The sequence below is a fragment of the Clostridium sp. NSJ-49 genome (assembly GCF_014287725.1).
In the GTDB taxonomy this organism is placed as follows: Bacteria; Bacillota; Clostridia; order Clostridiales; family Clostridiaceae; genus Clostridium; species Clostridium disporicum_B.
Window position 1 is genome coordinate 17,006 of sequence record NZ_JACOOP010000040.1, and the last position, 15,558, is coordinate 32,563.

Annotated in this window: 14 protein-coding genes; 5 read left to right on the forward strand and 9 right to left on the reverse strand. The window is 28.3% G+C overall.

Going from position 1 to position 15,558, the window contains the following annotated elements:
* Positions 1 to 79 precede the first annotated feature (79 nt).
* The gene (gene hpt, locus H8S10_RS13205) at positions 80 to 601 is read left to right on the forward strand and encodes a hypoxanthine phosphoribosyltransferase (RefSeq protein WP_055264833.1); all 522 of its coding nucleotides are present in this window, start codon (positions 80 to 82) and stop codon (positions 599 to 601) included.
* Positions 602 to 719: 118 nt separating this feature from the next.
* Here hpt and yunB read toward each other — a convergent pair whose 3' ends face one another.
* A complete protein-coding gene (yunB, locus tag H8S10_RS13210; RefSeq protein WP_055264831.1) occupies positions 720 to 1,376 on the reverse strand; it encodes a sporulation protein YunB in 657 nt (218 codons plus the stop codon).
* A gap of 105 nt (positions 1,377 to 1,481) precedes the next feature.
* Between yunB and H8S10_RS13215 the strand changes: the two genes are divergently transcribed.
* Positions 1,482 to 4,271, forward strand: coding sequence for a transglycosylase domain-containing protein (locus tag H8S10_RS13215; protein ID WP_186839194.1), 2,790 nt, complete (start codon positions 1,482 to 1,484; stop codon positions 4,269 to 4,271).
* Between the two features lie 211 nt (positions 4,272 to 4,482).
* Complete coding sequence (locus H8S10_RS13220; protein ID WP_186839195.1) at positions 4,483 to 5,904, forward strand: alanine/glycine:cation symporter family protein; 1,422 nt, start codon at positions 4,483 to 4,485, stop codon at positions 5,902 to 5,904.
* A gap of 42 nt (positions 5,905 to 5,946) precedes the next feature.
* Here H8S10_RS13220 and H8S10_RS13225 read toward each other — a convergent pair whose 3' ends face one another.
* The 8 genes from H8S10_RS13225 to H8S10_RS13260 all read right to left on the reverse strand — a co-directional run bounded on the left by H8S10_RS13225 (position 5,947) and on the right by H8S10_RS13260 (position 14,119).
* Positions 5,947 to 6,810 carry a hypothetical protein gene (locus H8S10_RS13225; protein WP_186839196.1) on the reverse strand — a complete coding sequence of 288 codons (864 nt, stop codon included), beginning with the start codon at positions 6,808 to 6,810 and terminating at the stop codon, positions 5,947 to 5,949.
* A 199-nt stretch (positions 6,811 to 7,009) separates the two neighbouring features.
* Positions 7,010 to 7,789 carry a serine hydrolase gene (locus tag H8S10_RS13230; RefSeq protein WP_055264823.1) on the reverse strand — a complete coding sequence of 260 codons (780 nt, stop codon included), beginning with the start codon at positions 7,787 to 7,789 and terminating at the stop codon, positions 7,010 to 7,012.
* A gap of 147 nt (positions 7,790 to 7,936) precedes the next feature.
* On the reverse strand, positions 7,937 to 9,037 hold the full coding sequence (locus H8S10_RS13235; RefSeq protein ID WP_055264821.1) for a 6-phosphofructokinase: 1,101 nt from the start codon (positions 9,035 to 9,037) through the stop codon (positions 7,937 to 7,939).
* Between the two features lie 251 nt (positions 9,038 to 9,288).
* Positions 9,289 to 9,429 (reverse strand): hypothetical protein, encoded by a 141-nt coding sequence (locus tag H8S10_RS13240; RefSeq protein ID WP_156334257.1) that lies wholly within the window; start codon positions 9,427 to 9,429, stop codon positions 9,289 to 9,291.
* 156 nt (positions 9,430 to 9,585) lie between these two features.
* The gene (locus H8S10_RS13245) at positions 9,586 to 11,298 is read right to left on the reverse strand and encodes a tetratricopeptide repeat protein (protein ID WP_186839197.1); all 1,713 of its coding nucleotides are present in this window, start codon (positions 11,296 to 11,298) and stop codon (positions 9,586 to 9,588) included.
* Between the two features lie 127 nt (positions 11,299 to 11,425).
* The gene (locus H8S10_RS13250) at positions 11,426 to 12,217 is read right to left on the reverse strand and encodes an ABC transporter permease (RefSeq protein WP_186839198.1); all 792 of its coding nucleotides are present in this window, start codon (positions 12,215 to 12,217) and stop codon (positions 11,426 to 11,428) included.
* Complete coding sequence (locus H8S10_RS13255) at positions 12,210 to 12,977, reverse strand: ABC transporter ATP-binding protein (RefSeq protein WP_055264815.1); 768 nt, start codon at positions 12,975 to 12,977, stop codon at positions 12,210 to 12,212. The genes H8S10_RS13250 and H8S10_RS13255 overlap by 8 nt, the downstream gene beginning before the upstream one ends.
* A gap of 104 nt (positions 12,978 to 13,081) precedes the next feature.
* Positions 13,082 to 14,119: an ABC transporter substrate-binding protein gene (locus tag H8S10_RS13260; protein ID WP_055264813.1), complete on the reverse strand. Its 1,038-nt coding sequence runs from the start codon at positions 14,117 to 14,119 to the stop codon at positions 13,082 to 13,084.
* 214 nt (positions 14,120 to 14,333) lie between these two features.
* Between H8S10_RS13260 and H8S10_RS13265 the strand changes: the two genes are divergently transcribed.
* Complete coding sequence (locus tag H8S10_RS13265; RefSeq protein WP_186839199.1) at positions 14,334 to 14,726, forward strand: CidA/LrgA family protein; 393 nt, start codon at positions 14,334 to 14,336, stop codon at positions 14,724 to 14,726.
* A gap of 5 nt (positions 14,727 to 14,731) precedes the next feature.
* Entirely contained in the window at positions 14,732 to 15,436 is a 705-nt protein-coding gene (locus H8S10_RS13270; protein WP_186839200.1) for an LrgB family protein, read from the forward strand.
* Positions 15,437 to 15,558 lie beyond the last annotated feature (122 nt).

Below are 15,558 nucleotides of genomic sequence, written 5' to 3' on the forward strand. Positions count from 1 at the left end.
TAATGTAATTTTATTACATTATAGTTTGTATATTATTACATAAGTAATTTTAAGGAATTATAGTACTGGAGGGTTTACAATGGAAGATAAGAAGCGTAATATTCTTTTTTCTGAAGAGCAAATTAAAACTAGAGTTAGAGAATTAGGAGAACAAATTTCTAAAGATTACGAAGGTGAAGAACTTTATGTGCTTCCTTTATTAAGAGGAAGTTTTGTATTTGGTGCTGATATCTTTAAATCTCTTGATGTAAAAGCTAAAGTTGGATTTATGACAACTTCTAGTTATGGTAATGATGAAGTTAGTACTGGAAAGGTTAAAGTAGTTAATGATATTCCTGATAATATCGAAGGATTAAATGTTCTTATTGTTGATGATATCGTTGATACAGGTTACACTATGGAATTTGCAATTGATCATGTAAAAAAATTAGGAGCAAAATCTGTTAAAACATGTGTATTACTTGATAAGCCATCTAGAAGAAAAGTTGATCTAAAACCTGACTACTGTTGCTTCGAAATTGAAGATTTATTTGTTGTTGGTTACGGACTAGACTACCATGGATTCTACAGAAACGTTCCTTATGTATTTAATTGGGAATAAAATTTTAATAATAGAAAAATACTATTTGATATACTAATAGCATTTTAAAGTGACAAGTCAAGACGCAAAACTACTTGTAGTTTTACCTTTAACTTGTCACTTTTAATTTCTCACTTTATTATCTACCTATATTCACAGCTGTATCTGGTATTTTACCAACTATTATAGTTTCCGCTACTGGTATTTCACAGGTTAATTCAACATCTTTGCTTGCAAGTGGTACTACTAACCTCATCTTCACATCTACATTTAGATAAATTTTATGTCTAACTTGATTAATTCCTGCACTTTCAAATGTAGAGTCATAACTTGTATTAATATTACCTATCTGTTCCATATTTACAGTTATCTTAGGTCCCATCCTATAAAAAAAAGCATTATTGGTCATATACCCTAGAGGAATTTTTGTTCCAAGTTCTCCTAAATTTTTAAGTTTTTCGTTACATCCTAACACGACTTCAGCGGTTAGCTTATTTTGCTTAATTGTATCTGACCTTATCATAGTTATGTTTCCATCTGAATCCTTTTCAATCTTCATAATATCATCATAATTAAAATTCTCTTCATAAATTCTCATAGTTTCTTCATTTATAACTTTTACAGCTTCAGACCTCATAACTATTTCTGCTATATCTAATACTGTTGGTAAAATCCTTTTTTGGAATAAATATAAAAAAGAATTAAATACTATTACTATGGCTATAATAACAAATAGCATATACGGAACTTTAGTTCTATTTTTACCTCTTCTTGGTCTTTCAGTATAATATCTCATATTTCACCTTAAATTACTTATTATTTTATTATTATAATTAATATGCTATAATAAAAGATAATATTATATTATTTAAATTAGATAAATTAATAAAGGGAGGAACAAATGGCTAATAATGATAAACCTAAAAATAATAAAGCTAATTCAGAAAGTGGTTCCAGTAAAAACAAGAAAAAAAAGATGCCACCTTCTAAGACAAAGAGATTTTTTAAATATTTCTTTCTTACTATTTTAATAGCTGGTTTACTATTATCAGTTGTAGGGGTAGGTTATGTTGTTGCTGTTATTAAAACTGCACCTGCGTTAGATATTGAATCTATACACGATTTAAATCAAACATCTATGTACTACGACAATAAAGGTGAAGTAATTGATAATATACCAACTGAAGAAGAAAGATATATGATAACTTATGACCAAATACCTCAAAATTTAATAAATGCATATATAGCGATAGAAGACGAGCGTTTCTTAACTCACCCTGGAATTGACGTGAAAAGAATTATAGGTGCCGCTGTTAGAGATGTAAAAGTTATACTAACTGGAGAAGGTGGTGTCCATGGTGCTTCTACTTTAACACAACAATTAATAAAAAATACATTATTATTTGAAGAAGCTTCAAATGAAAATAAAGCAGGAAGTGGTCCTTTAGCTTCAGTTAATAGAAAGATAAAAGAAATATATCTTGCTTTACAACTTGAAAAAACTCTTAGTAAAGAAGAAATTATCACTGCTTATCTAAATACAATTCCACTTGGTGGTTATGTATACGGTGTTGAAGCTGCTTCTAGATATTTCTTTGGTAAAAACGCTATAGATTTAACTTTGCCTGAATGTGCATATATAGCTGGAATAACTCAGGCGCCATCATACTATAGTGCATATAATACAGAAGCTAAAGATTATCCTAATACTTATATAGAAAGAACTGAAACTGTTCTTATGAAAATGTTAGAATTAGGATTTATAACTAAAGAAGAATATGATTCTGCTTATACTTTTACAGCTGAAAACCAATTTACTTTTGAACCTATTTCAACTGATTATAAAGTTAAATATGAATGGTTTATATACCCAGCACTAGAACAAGTAAGAGATGACTTAAAGGAGAAATATAAATATACAGATGAAGAAGTTAACAAATTATTTGTTAACGGTGGCTTAAAAATTTATACAACTTTAGATACTACTATGCAAGATGCAGTTCAAGCAGTATTAGATGATAGAAATAATCTAAATGTTGATTGGGATACTAATCCTGAAGATACTACAACATACGATGATATCAATGGTAATGGAGTTCAAGATGAAGGTGAAATTTCATATCCATTACTTCAAGCCGCTGCAACAGTAATGGATTATAGAACTGGTAAAGTTCTTGCTTTAGTAGGTGGTAGAGGCGAACAACCTCCTCACTCAATAAACAGAGCCTATGACGACTTAAAACCTATTGCATCAACTACTAAACCATTAACTGTTTATGGTCCTGGTATTGATACTAAAATAATAACAGCTGCTACTCCATTAGATGATGCACCTGTATCATCTTCAATTTTAAATAAATATGGCTTTACAGCTGGTCTTAATAACTACAACTTTAAGTTTGATGGATTTATAACTGCTAGAGATGGTATAGCCTTCTCTAAAAACATAACTTCAGTTAAACTTGTAGATAAAATTGGAATAGATACTGCATTAGAATATGGTGAAAAAGCCGGAATAGTATATAACGATGTTTCTAAAACTTCTATGTCTGCTATAGCTTTAGGCCAACATGATAATCGCCCTGAAGATAGAGATGGCGGAAACACTACTATATTAGCTTCTGCTTTTGGAGCATTTGGTAATAATGGTGTTAGAAACGAACCTATACTATATACAAGAGTTGAAGATGCTACTGGTAAAGTACTTCTTAATAAGGAGCCAAAAGCAACTCAATTATTCTCACCACAAACTGCATATATTATGTATGATATATTAAAAGGACCTATCACAAGATTTGATGCTGGTGCTGCTAAGTTTGGTGATATCCCTGTTGCTGGTAAGACAGGTACTACTAACAATGTAGATCACTTTTGGTTCGCTGGTTTAACTCCTTATTACTCTGCTTCTGTTTGGATTGGCTATGATATGCCTCAATCAATGTCAGGATACAGTAGTGCTGCTGCTGAACTTTGGGGAAAAGTAATGGCTCAAGTTCATCAAGGCTTAGAATATAAAGAAATTGAAAAGCCTTCAGGAATCGTTAATGCAACAATTTGTATCGATTCCGGTAAACTTGCTACTGATCTTTGCAATCTAGATCAAAGAGGTAATAGAGTTAGAAATGAAATGTTTATAGAAGGTACTCAACCAAACTCTGTTTGTGATGTTCATGTAAAAGTAAAAGTTAATAAAAATAATAATAAACTTGCTACTGATGATACACCTAAGGATTTAGTTGAAGAAAGGGTATTTATTAAGAAAGAAAATGCAAGTCAAGATGCTGCAGATTACCCTTATGTAGTACCTACAGAAAAAGATGATACTAAACCTGAAGAAAAAATCAAATTATCACAAATCGGTTTAAAAGAAAATATGGATTTATACGATGCTATCGTTATTTTAAATGATAAAGGTATCAAATACACCTTTGTAGGTGGTGAATCTGTTTCAGGCACTTTAAGTCCTAAAACTTACACTTTAACAAAATTCACTTCTGAAATAGTTAAAGATGGTACTGTAGAGTTAACAATAAAGAAAAATGACATTCCATCAGAAGAAAACCCTGGCATAGGAAATGAAAATCCTAGCACAGAAAACCCTGATAATGGAGATAATCAAGATAATAACGGTACAGATACCAATAATATAGACAATAACACTGCAAATAATACTGAAAGTACAACACCATAATATATGAATTAATAAGAGTTGCCTTAAAGGCAACTCTTATTTTATGCATAATTAATTAAACTGTTATTCATATATTTTTAATTTTTCAATATTATTAATGCACGAAATATAAATTTATGAATTTTTAATTTTCTCTTCTTGCATTTTTCTTTTTTTTAAGCTATTATTAAATTAGTAAAAAAATAACTTTAGATAAAATAGGGGGTAAACAATGGATAAAATACATAGTATAATCCTACATATTAATGATTTTTTATGGACTTATGTTCTAATTATTTCACTTATTACTATCGGAATTTATTTTTCCGTAAAGACAAACTTTATACAATTTAGACGATTAAGAGATATGTTTAAACTTCTTGGAGAAGGTTCATCTGAAAAGGGATCAGTTTCATCTTTCCAAGCTTTTTGTATCGGTACAGCTTCAAGAGTAGGTACTGGTAATCTAGCTGGTGTTGCTTCAGCTATAGCAGTTGGAGGTCCTGGTGCTGTCTTTTGGATGTGGCTTATCGCTTTATTAGGTTCTGCATCTGCGTTTATAGAATCTACTTTAGCTCAAATCTATAAAGTTAAAGATGGAGATTCTTATAGAGGTGGGCCAGCCTACTATATGGAAAAAGGATTAAATAAAAAGTGGATGGGAGTATTATTCTCTATCTTAATTATAATTTGTTTTGGTTTTGCATTTAACTCTGTACAATCTAATACAATAGCAGCTGCTTTCCAATCTTCTTTTGGAATTAATAAAACTGTTATTGGTACTATAATTACAATTTTAACTGCTATAATTATTTTTGGTGGTGTTCATAGAGTTGCTAAAATCTCATCAGTAATTGTTCCTATAATGGCATCTGCTTATATCTTAATCGCTATGTTTGTTATAGCTAAAAATATAACTGCTATTCCTTCATTATTTGCACTTATCTTTAAAAATGCTTTTGGAATAGAACAAATAGTTGGTGGTGGAATAGGTGCTGCTTTAATGCAAGGTATTAAAAGAGGTTTATTCTCTAATGAAGCCGGTATGGGTTCTGCACCAAACGCTGCTGCTACAGCTTCAGTTTCTCACCCAGTTAAGCAAGGTTTAATTCAAACATTAGGCGTATTTACTGATACATTAATAATTTGTACTTCTACAGCATTTATAATACTATTATCTGGAAATTACGCTAGCGGAAACCTTACAGGAATTGAATTAACTCAATCTGCTTTAATTTCTCAAGTAGGATCATGGGGTGGTACATTTATAGCAATCTGTATTCTACTTTTTGCATTTAGCTCTATCATTGGTAACTACTATTACGGAGAAACAAATATTCAATTTATTTCAAATAAAAAGATTTATCTATATATTTATAGAATCATAGTTATAGGAATGGTATTCTTTGGTTCAATTGCATCAATGCAATTTGTATGGGATATTGCCGATGTATTCATGGGACTTATGGCTGTAATTAACTTAATTGCTATAGTACTATTAAGTAATATTGCTATTAAAGCATATAAAGATTATGCCACTCAAAAACAAGCTGGTAAAGATCCAGTATTCTATGCTTCTTCAATTCCCGAATTAGGTAACGAAGTTGAAGAATGGACAAATGATATTTCATCAACTAACGAAAATGTTCTATAAGAAAAAAAACGGATGAGCTATTATAATAGCTCGTCCGTTTTTTTACTTATCTATATCTTCGCCATCTATTAATTCTATTATATTAATAATATGCTTAACTATCTCACCAGTTTCAGCATTAATAACTATATCATTAAACTTAACGTTATTATCTTTTTCAATCACCTTATAAATAATTATGTAACATATTTGATTTGCTTCTCCATCAATATTAAAATATCCAATTTTAGGGTTACTAACTATTTCACCTTCTAATCCTAATTCTTTCATATAATTATTGAATATATTTTTACTGTCCTCTTCAGTTATATAAATATTAGATAAAAACTTTTCATCATTTCCAGAATAATTTGAATAACCAACTAAAGTCCCATCATATTTATTTATTTTAATTACTATCTCATTACTATAACAAATATAACCATTATTCATTTTATAATAAACCATTGTGTAGAATGGGTTCTCATCAAGATTTTTATCCTTTACTTCCTTAAAAATTACTTCACCCTTATATATTTTATTTAAATACTTTTTTGCATACTCTTTACAATCTTTTACTGTCAATTTATCAACGTTATATATTTTTCTTACATTTTGTTCAAAAAAACCAATTACTTTATATTCATCATTAAGTTCAATTACATAATTATTATTCACTATAGTATATTTAACATTAGCAAAATCACTAACCTTCTTAATCTCTTGAAATTCATTTATACTCATTCTATCCATTTCACTTATAGCATCAACTTTTTCTAACTCATATAAAAAATCATAACTCTCTTTTATCTGCTTTGATGAATTACCATATATATTTTTTAAAGTTATTATTATAAATATCAATAAAATAAAAATTATTATAACTGATATAGCCATATATAATTTTTTATTTTTTTCATTATTCATATTACATCCTCTTTTCCAATTTTAGGTTATATACATTTTACACCATTTCGTAACATAATTAAAGTTTTTATTCAAAGGATCAATATAATAATAACCTTAATTCAATATATTAAATAACTACTATTATTAAAAATAGCTTCCCAATTAAGGAAAGCTATTTATTTATTTTTTTATTATTACCTCTATAAATGAAAGAATATTAATGCCAATTATTAGCAATTTCATCCCACATCATTTTTCCGCATTTAGCTAAAGTTACAGTACCATAAACACTATTTGGTAATCCACTTGATAAAACTGTAAAAGCAAAATCTCCTTTTGGTAATTGGATAAATTCTGTGTCATTTTCTACACCGTATTTATCACCTGTCTTACTTGAAATTTCATATTTTAAATCATCACATAAATATAATGCCAATTTATTTTTTATTTGCTGTCTTCTTAAAATATCTATTAACATCTGACCATTATCTTTATTTAAAAATGTACCATTATAAAGATGTTTCCATATTAAATTTAAATCATATGCACTAGTTAAATTTTCTATATCTGTATGATTATCTCTTTCATCTGTTGTCTTCCTATTTAATTTTGTATTTTTTAATCCCATCTCTAAAATATCTTGATTAATTTTTTCCATTCCAAGTATATCAATTATTTTATTTGCAGCAGTATTATCACTTTGTATCAGCATAATTACCAATAACTCAAAAACTGTATATTCTCTTTCATTAAACTCATGAATTATTCCAGTACCATATACCTTATCTTCACTTTGAATTTTGATCTTATCTAAAAAATCTACTTTTCCATCTTCTACAGCCTTTATTAAAGAAACAGCTATTGGTAGCTTCATACATCCTGCTGCAGTCATAGAAACGTTTTCATTATATCCATATACATACCCGCTTTTTAAATCTTCAAAGAAAAAACCATATGTCCCAATTCTTGATTCTAAATATCTCTTAATCTCTTTCATAATACCCTCCAGCTTTCTATAATAAAATCTGCTTTATTAAATTATATCATACTGTCAAAAGTTTTTGAAGTATTCTGACAATTTTTCTGATAATAATTTTATAAAAAATAGTACCTACTAAAAAAATAGGTACTATTTCATAAATTATTATTCTGCAAACGTAACGCCTATTTTCTTCGCAACTTGAACTAATTCACCTTCTGGATTTACCAATTTAGTTTGTTTTCCAATAACATTTTCTAATGTATCACTTGATATAGTATCTCCTTTTAAACAAACCATATGTCCAAATTTTCCTTCTCTTATTAACTCTACTGCCGCTACCCCGTATCTTGTAGAAAGTATTCTATCATAAGTAGAAGTATTCCCACCTCTTTGAATATGACCTAATACAGTACATCTAACTTCATGATCTACAATTAATCTTTCTAAATCTTCTGCTAATTTATTTCCTATTCCACCTAATCTAATTGGATCTGGACTATCTTTTACAATTTTAGAAACTACAACTTCTCCATTTTTAGGTTTTGCTCCTTCAGCAACAACTATTATAGTAAAGTTTTTACCTTGAGCTTCTCTTTCTCTTACTTTTTCAGCTATCTTATTTATATCATAAGCTATTTCTGGAATTAATATAACATCCGCTGACCCAGCAATACCCGCTTCTAATGCTATCCATCCAGCATTTCTACCCATAACTTCACATAACATTATTCTATGATGAGATTCAGCTGTTGTATGTAACCTATCTAAAGCCTCAGTTACAACATCTATTGCAGTATTAAATCCAAAAGTTACATCTGTTGATGCTAAATCATTATCAATAGTTTTTGGTACTCCTATAACTTTAACACCTTTTCTTGAAAAATCTCTTGCTGAAGTTAATGTACCATCTCCTCCAATTACAATTAATACATCTACGCCTTCTTTTTTTAAATTTTCAATTGCTACATCAGATACATCTTTTTTTACTTGTACACCATTTTCTTCAACTTGATAATCAAATAGGTTGTCTTTATTTGAACTATACAGTATTGTACCACCTCTATTAAGGATTCCTGATACACTATCTAATGTTAATGGGACAAAATCATTTTTATATAGGCCTCTATACCCGAATTTATAGCCTATTACCTCCATCCCATAGTTTAAAATTGCAGCTTTTGTTACTGCTCTTATTACTGCATTTAATCCTGGACAATCACCGCCGCCTGTTAATAAAGCTATTTTTTTAATTTCTTGTGCCATTTCACAAATCCTCCTCACCCAAATACCTCAAAAACTCTTTCAACTTTTCACTTAATATTACAATATATGCCTTAAACTATCATAATAAACAAAGTTATTTGTAAATATTTCCTTATTTTATGATATCATAAAGATTACTATCTGAAAAGTAAATTTTTTGTTATTTGTGAATTTTTACAATTATCTAACAATTTAGAATAATATTAAATAATTGTTTAAAATAACTTCCTAATATAATTATTCACCTAGATTTATTTTTTAGCTTTTACTAAAGATAAATTATCTTCAATAAATCTTTTACATGCCTCAGTGCTTAAAATACATCTCTCTAAATTCTTACAAAATACATATTCACTATTTTTGATTTCTGAAAAAATACAATTCTTACACATTATTATTTAATCCCCCATTTATTAACTCCAGTATAATTTTACCATTTAAAGTTAAATGTGTAAATGATTGTAAATGTATACATAAATATTTTATTTAATAATTTTTTATTGTTTTTATAGATAAAATAAAAGAGCTGCATATGCAACTCTTTATTCTTAATAAAACAATTCAAAAATAGGCATATTTATATCCATATCTTCGTCCTCTATATATTTATCGAATATAGTTTTTGCTTTATTATAATTATCAATTATTTTCTTCTTAATATTTTCATCTATACTTTCAGGCATTTCTTCGTATGCTGCTTCAATATTTGAAAAACCTCTCCATACATCTTTTTCTACCATCATATAATAACAACCAGCATTATTAAGAGCTAACACATCATTCTCATCTAATGAGTATGCTTCCCTTATATTATTTAACGCCTCTTCATAATCACCTAAATTATAATACGCAGTTCCTAATGCTCTGAAATATTTGCCATTTTCACTCTCTAAAGATATAGCTTTTTCAAAATATTCAATAGCAACTTCATATTTCTCTTTATTCACTTCTACATTTCCTAATAAATAATATATATTACTATCATTAGGTTTAAGCTTTGATGCCAATTCATAATATTGTGATGCTTTATCATACTGCTTTAAGTTGTTATAATAATAATTACCTATATTAATAATCATACTTATATTGAAAGGTTCCTTTAGTATTGCTTTCCTAAAATAGCTTTCTATACTGTCTATATCATTTTTAGCTATTAATATTTCTGGTAATAATATACCATAATTATCAGCATAATCATTATTTTCCAAAATACTTTTCTTACAAGATTCGATAGCCTTATCATATTCACCTTGCTTTAGGTATTCCATAGCTTCAATATAATATTTAGCATATCCATTCTCTTTATTATTAATTATACTGTTTATAATGTCAGTAGCTTCTTTCTCATTACCTTTATTAGATAATAACTGAGCCTTTAAAACTGCATAAACTAAATTGTCTTTTAATGATTCGTCTAAAGAATCTAATATATCTATAGCTTTATCATATTCCGTTTCATCCATTGAATATATTTTAGCTAAAAATAGATTATATACTTCATCATTATCTACAAGCTCATTTATAGAATTTAGAACCTCATCCCTATCATAGTTTGCAAGTTGGTTAAGTACATCAAGAATATTAATCTCATCATTATCCACTTCAAATGCATCTTTTAAAGTTTTAATTGCTCCTTTAATATCTCCTGTCATCATTTGCATATTGGCATAAACAGACATATCATAAGCTGAGTCCTTATCCATGTTATATTCCTTAACTATGTCTTTAGCATTCTCCTCTTCACCTAAAGACATATATACAGCTAACATTGTTCTCATAAGCGGTTTATACTCTTCATTATTTATTATGTAATCTTCACCTAAAGATACAGCTTGATCATACTCTTTATTCATAAAGAAAGTAAATACTACCTCATTTATAAACTCATTATCTTTATCTAAATATTTACTACTATCTTTTTGAATAAGCTTATTCCTTATAATTACTGCTTCCTTTAACAATGAATTAGATTTATCGTAATCACCCTTAATTGAATAAACTTCTGCTTGCTTAACCTTCCATATTGGCCACTCTTCATCTTTCTGAAGATTTCCAAATTCATCTATAGCTTCATCATATTTTCCTTCATAAAAATACTCTTCCGCCGTATTATCTGCTATAGTAACATCTGCTTGTCCAAAAATACTATGCACACCTATCACAATTCCAAGAGTTACAGTTAAAGACATTCCTATAACAAATACAGGTTCAAACCATTCATTTTTATTAAGCCTTTTATAAATTTCACTTAATTTTTTCATAAATTCCTCCTGCCTTTTCAACAGCATTTTACATATTTCTTATTCTATCAAATTTATTAAAATAATTCAATTGTTATAAATTAACTCTAGCCTCATACAGACTAGAGTTAATTTATATCCTATATAATTATTCATTCTTTTTAACAACTCTAACTTCAAACATTGCAACAATTTTATACATTACAAATGCTATTATAGAAAGAATTACTATGCTCATCATAACCATATCTAATTGAGCTATTTGTCCACCATAAATTATTAAGAATCCTAATCCACTTCTTGCAACTAAAAATTCTCCCATTATTACTCCAACCCATGAAAGTCCAACATTTATCTTTAAAGCTGAAATAAAAATTGGAATAGAAGCTGGGAAAATCAAATACTTAAGTTTTTGCCACTTACTAGCTTGAAAAGTATTCATCAATAACATCTTGCCTTTATCTACTTCATTAAACCCTGTTAATACACTTATAATAGTGGTTACTATTGATATTAATAGAGTTATCACTATAATAGCAGACATACCATTTCCAGCCCAAAATATTACTATTGGAGCTAAAGCTATTTTAGGTAATGCATTTAATACAACAAGATATGGGTCTAATATTTTAGATACAGTTGGGAAGCACCATAATATAACAGCTATAATTGTTCCAAGCACTGTTCCTAATACAAATCCTATTATAGTTTCATAACAAGTTATTAATATATGATTCCATATAGTACCTTGTTCTAGAAAACTAACAAATGACTTTACTATTCTACTAGGACTTGATGTTAAAAATGGATCAATAATTTTAAAGTCAGCTAACACTTCCCATAAAGCTATAAACACTATCAAAATTGTTATTCTATATATTGTAATCTTTATTTTATCTCTCTTAATCTTTTTTAAATACAATTCATGTTCTCTATCCATTTACACCATCAATCTCCTTCCACAACTCACCAAAATATCTATTAAATTCTGGTTCTTGTCTCTTTTTAAAAGGAGTTGCATCCTTATTAGAAAATATTATTTTAACATCATCTTTTATGGTTGCAGGCCTCTTAGTTAAAACTATCACTCTTTTAGACATTATAATAGCTTCTCCTAAATCATGAGTTACCATTATTGCTGTTTTACCTTCTCTTTTAATTATTTCATAAACATCATCTGTAACCTTTTGCCTTGTTTGATAGTCTAAAGCTGAAAAAGGTTCATCTAATAATAATATACTAGGATTTAGAGCTAGAGTTCTTATAAGGGCTACCCTCTGTCTCATTCCTCCTGATAATTGAGTTGGCTTATGATTCTTAAATTTTTCTAAGTCATAGCTTTTCAAAAGCTTATCTGCATTTTTTATATTATCATCAGTTAAAATATTTTTTATTTTTAACCCAAGTAATACATTTTCTCTTACAGTTAGCCATGGAAATAAATAATCTTTTTGAAACATATATCCCATTTTATCTAAATTGTTTTTCACTTCAGGATCATTATATATAACCTTACCTGATGATGGTTCCAATAATCCACTTATTATATTTAGTAAAGTCGACTTACCACATCCTGATGGTCCTATTATGCTTACAAATTCTCCTTCTTCTATATTGAAGCTCAAATGCTTTATAGCTTCTGTAACACCTTTGCTTGTATGATAATTCATATTTATATCATTAATTTCTAACAAACTCACTTTATCACCACCTTAAAATAGCAATTGTTTAAGTTAAGAGATAATTAGAAATCCAGCAATGCCGGATTTCATTTATATTACCTCTTTATCAACTCTATAAATATCTATTTTATTGCTTCCTTTGCAAAAGTATTGTTTACTATAGTGTTAAAATCAGGTCTTTCTGTAATTAAACTACTATCATACCCTTGTATTATATCTATTAGTTTGTTTAAACCTTCTTCACTTACTTCTGGTGTAGAAGCTAATGCATCTATCTCTCTATAATTAGATACAACATTAATAATTATATCTTTATCTGTTCCTGGGAAAAATGAAATAATAGCATCTGCAACTTCTTCATCGCTATGAGTAGCAAACCATTGTTGTCCTTTGTATATTGCATTAGTAAAGCTTTGAATTATTTCTGGATTTTCATCCATATATGACTTAGTTGTATAGAAACAAGTATATGCAATATTTCCTGCTGATTCTCCAACTGAAGCTACAATATGTCCACTTCCTTCTTTTTCTAACATAGAAGCTGTTGGTTCAAACAATGCTACATATTCACCAGTTCCTGACTTAAAAGCTCCTGAGGTAGCTGTAAAATCAATATTAGTAACCATAGAAACATCTTTTGTTGGATCTAAACCATTTTCTTTCAATACGTATTCAAGTGCCATTTCTGGAATCCCACCTGGCCTTCCTCCTATAAGTTCTTTACCTTTTAGTGATGTCCAATCAAAATTTTCCTCTTCTTCTCTTCCTACTAAGAATGATCCATCCTTTTGAGTAAGTTGTGCAAATACTACCGGATAGTCTTCTCTACCTTGATTATAAATATATACAACTTGCTCTGGTCCAGAGAATCCAATATCAACACTTCCACTTAAAAGTTGTTGCATTGTTTTATCTGCGCCTTGCCCTGTTGACAAATCAATAGATAGACCTTCTTCTTCAAAAAATCCTTCATTTATTGCAATATACATCGGAGCGTAAAACACAGATCTCACAACTTCATTTAACCTTACAGTCTTCAATTCATTAGTTGTTTCTCCTCCATTATCTTTAGTAGTATTGCTAGAACAACCAACTAATGCACTTATAACTAAAACTGATGAAGCTATAAAAGCAATAGCCTTTTTTAATCCCTTTTTCATATCTACTCCTTACCGATATTTAATTACTTCTATGTTTATATAGTATGATTATTAGATAGTAAATGTTAATTTTCACTGTAAAAAACTGTCATAAAATATTGTCAATTATCAAATAATAATTTAAACTTTTACATTGTATCTATTTTAAATATATGATTTACTAGAAAGAACTTTAGTGATAAAGTAAATATGATATTTGTATAGGAGGCTTAAAATGAAAATTTTTAGAGAATTTATTATTATATTAGTTTTATACTTTATAGGTGAATTAATATCTAAAACCTTCAATATCCCTATCCCTGGGAATATTATTGCTATGATTTTACTTTTTGTATCTTTATGTACTGGAATAATTAAAGTTGAAAAAGTTGATGATATTTCTACTTTCTTTTTAGATCATCTAGCTTTTTTCTTTATTCCTGCTGGAGTAGGACTTATTAACTCCTTTGATAGCATTAAATCTTCGGCAATCCAAATAATTATTATCTGTATAATAACTACAATAATAGTTATGGCTGTAACTGGAATTATAGTTCAATTTACTTCAAATATGCTTGCAAAGAAAAAAGAAGATAAAAAATCAGATTACAAAAGAAAGGACGCTTAATCACTATGGATATTTTCACTAACAATATGTTTTTTGGACTTTTTATATCTTTAATAGCCTTTGAAATAGGATTAATTATATATAGAAAAACAAAATTTCCTCTTTTTAATCCCCTTTTAATTGCTATTATTATAGTTATTGGATTTTTAAAAGTTTTTAATATAGACTTTGATACTTATAATCAAAGTGGTCAATTTATAAATATGTTTTTAGGACCTGCAACTATAGTGCTTGCTGTCCCTCTATATAAACAATTTGAATTATTAAAAAAGAACTTTATACCAATTATAATTGGAATAACTATAGGTAGCTTAGTAGGTATATTATCAGTAATATCTATATCTGTATTTTTTAAATTAGATTCTCTTATAACTATATCACTACTATCAAAATCAGTTACAACTCCGATTGGTATAGAAATTACTAATCAATTAGGTGGTTTAACTCCAGTTACAGTTCTTGCAATAATAATTTCTGGTATAATTGGTGCTGTTGTTGCTCCAACAGTCTGCAAAGTGTTTAAAATTACTAATCCAGTAGCTGTTGGTGTTAGTATAGGTACAGCTTCCCATGCAGTTGGCACATCAAAAGCATTTGAGATTGGCGAGACAGAAGGAGCTATGAGCTCATTATCGATTGGTATTGCTGGAGTTATAACTGTTTTTCTCGCTCCACTATGCTATAATTTATTAGCTAACTTTATAAAATAAAATGGCTTTGTTTTAATAAACTGTGGAAATTTGATTAACCTCTATAAATATGGTTATAATTTATAATATAACTACTATTTAGGAGGTTTTTTATGCCAAGAGTTAATAATGTTATTCAACAA

Bases quoted from the DNA above. Each gene is read 5' to 3' on its own strand.
- H8S10_RS13230 (WP_055264823.1), bottom strand. From the start codon at position 7,789: ATGAAAGAGATTAAGAGATATTTAGAATCAAGAATTGGGACATATGGT.
- H8S10_RS13220 (WP_186839195.1), top strand. From the start codon at position 4,483: ATGGATAAAATACATAGTATAATCCTACATATTAATGATTTTTTATGG.
- H8S10_RS13225 (WP_186839196.1), bottom strand. From the start codon at position 6,810: ATGAATAATGAAAAAAATAAAAAATTATATATGGCTATATCAGTTATA.
- H8S10_RS13215 (WP_186839194.1), top strand. From the start codon at position 1,482: ATGGCTAATAATGATAAACCTAAAAATAATAAAGCTAATTCAGAAAGT.
- yunB (WP_055264831.1), bottom strand. From the start codon at position 1,376: ATGAGATATTATACTGAAAGACCAAGAAGAGGTAAAAATAGAACTAAA.
- H8S10_RS13265 (WP_186839199.1), top strand. From the start codon at position 14,334: ATGAAAATTTTTAGAGAATTTATTATTATATTAGTTTTATACTTTATA.
- hpt (WP_055264833.1), top strand. From the start codon at position 80: ATGGAAGATAAGAAGCGTAATATTCTTTTTTCTGAAGAGCAAATTAAA.
- H8S10_RS13250 (WP_186839198.1), bottom strand. From the start codon at position 12,217: ATGGATAGAGAACATGAATTGTATTTAAAAAAGATTAAGAGAGATAAA.
- H8S10_RS13260 (WP_055264813.1), bottom strand. From the start codon at position 14,119: ATGAAAAAGGGATTAAAAAAGGCTATTGCTTTTATAGCTTCATCAGTT.
- H8S10_RS13270 (WP_186839200.1), top strand. From the start codon at position 14,732: ATGGATATTTTCACTAACAATATGTTTTTTGGACTTTTTATATCTTTA.
- H8S10_RS13245 (WP_186839197.1), bottom strand. From the start codon at position 11,298: ATGAAAAAATTAAGTGAAATTTATAAAAGGCTTAATAAAAATGAATGG.
- H8S10_RS13235 (WP_055264821.1), bottom strand. From the start codon at position 9,037: ATGGCACAAGAAATTAAAAAAATAGCTTTATTAACAGGCGGCGGTGAT.
- H8S10_RS13240 (WP_156334257.1), bottom strand. From the start codon at position 9,429: ATGTGTAAGAATTGTATTTTTTCAGAAATCAAAAATAGTGAATATGTA.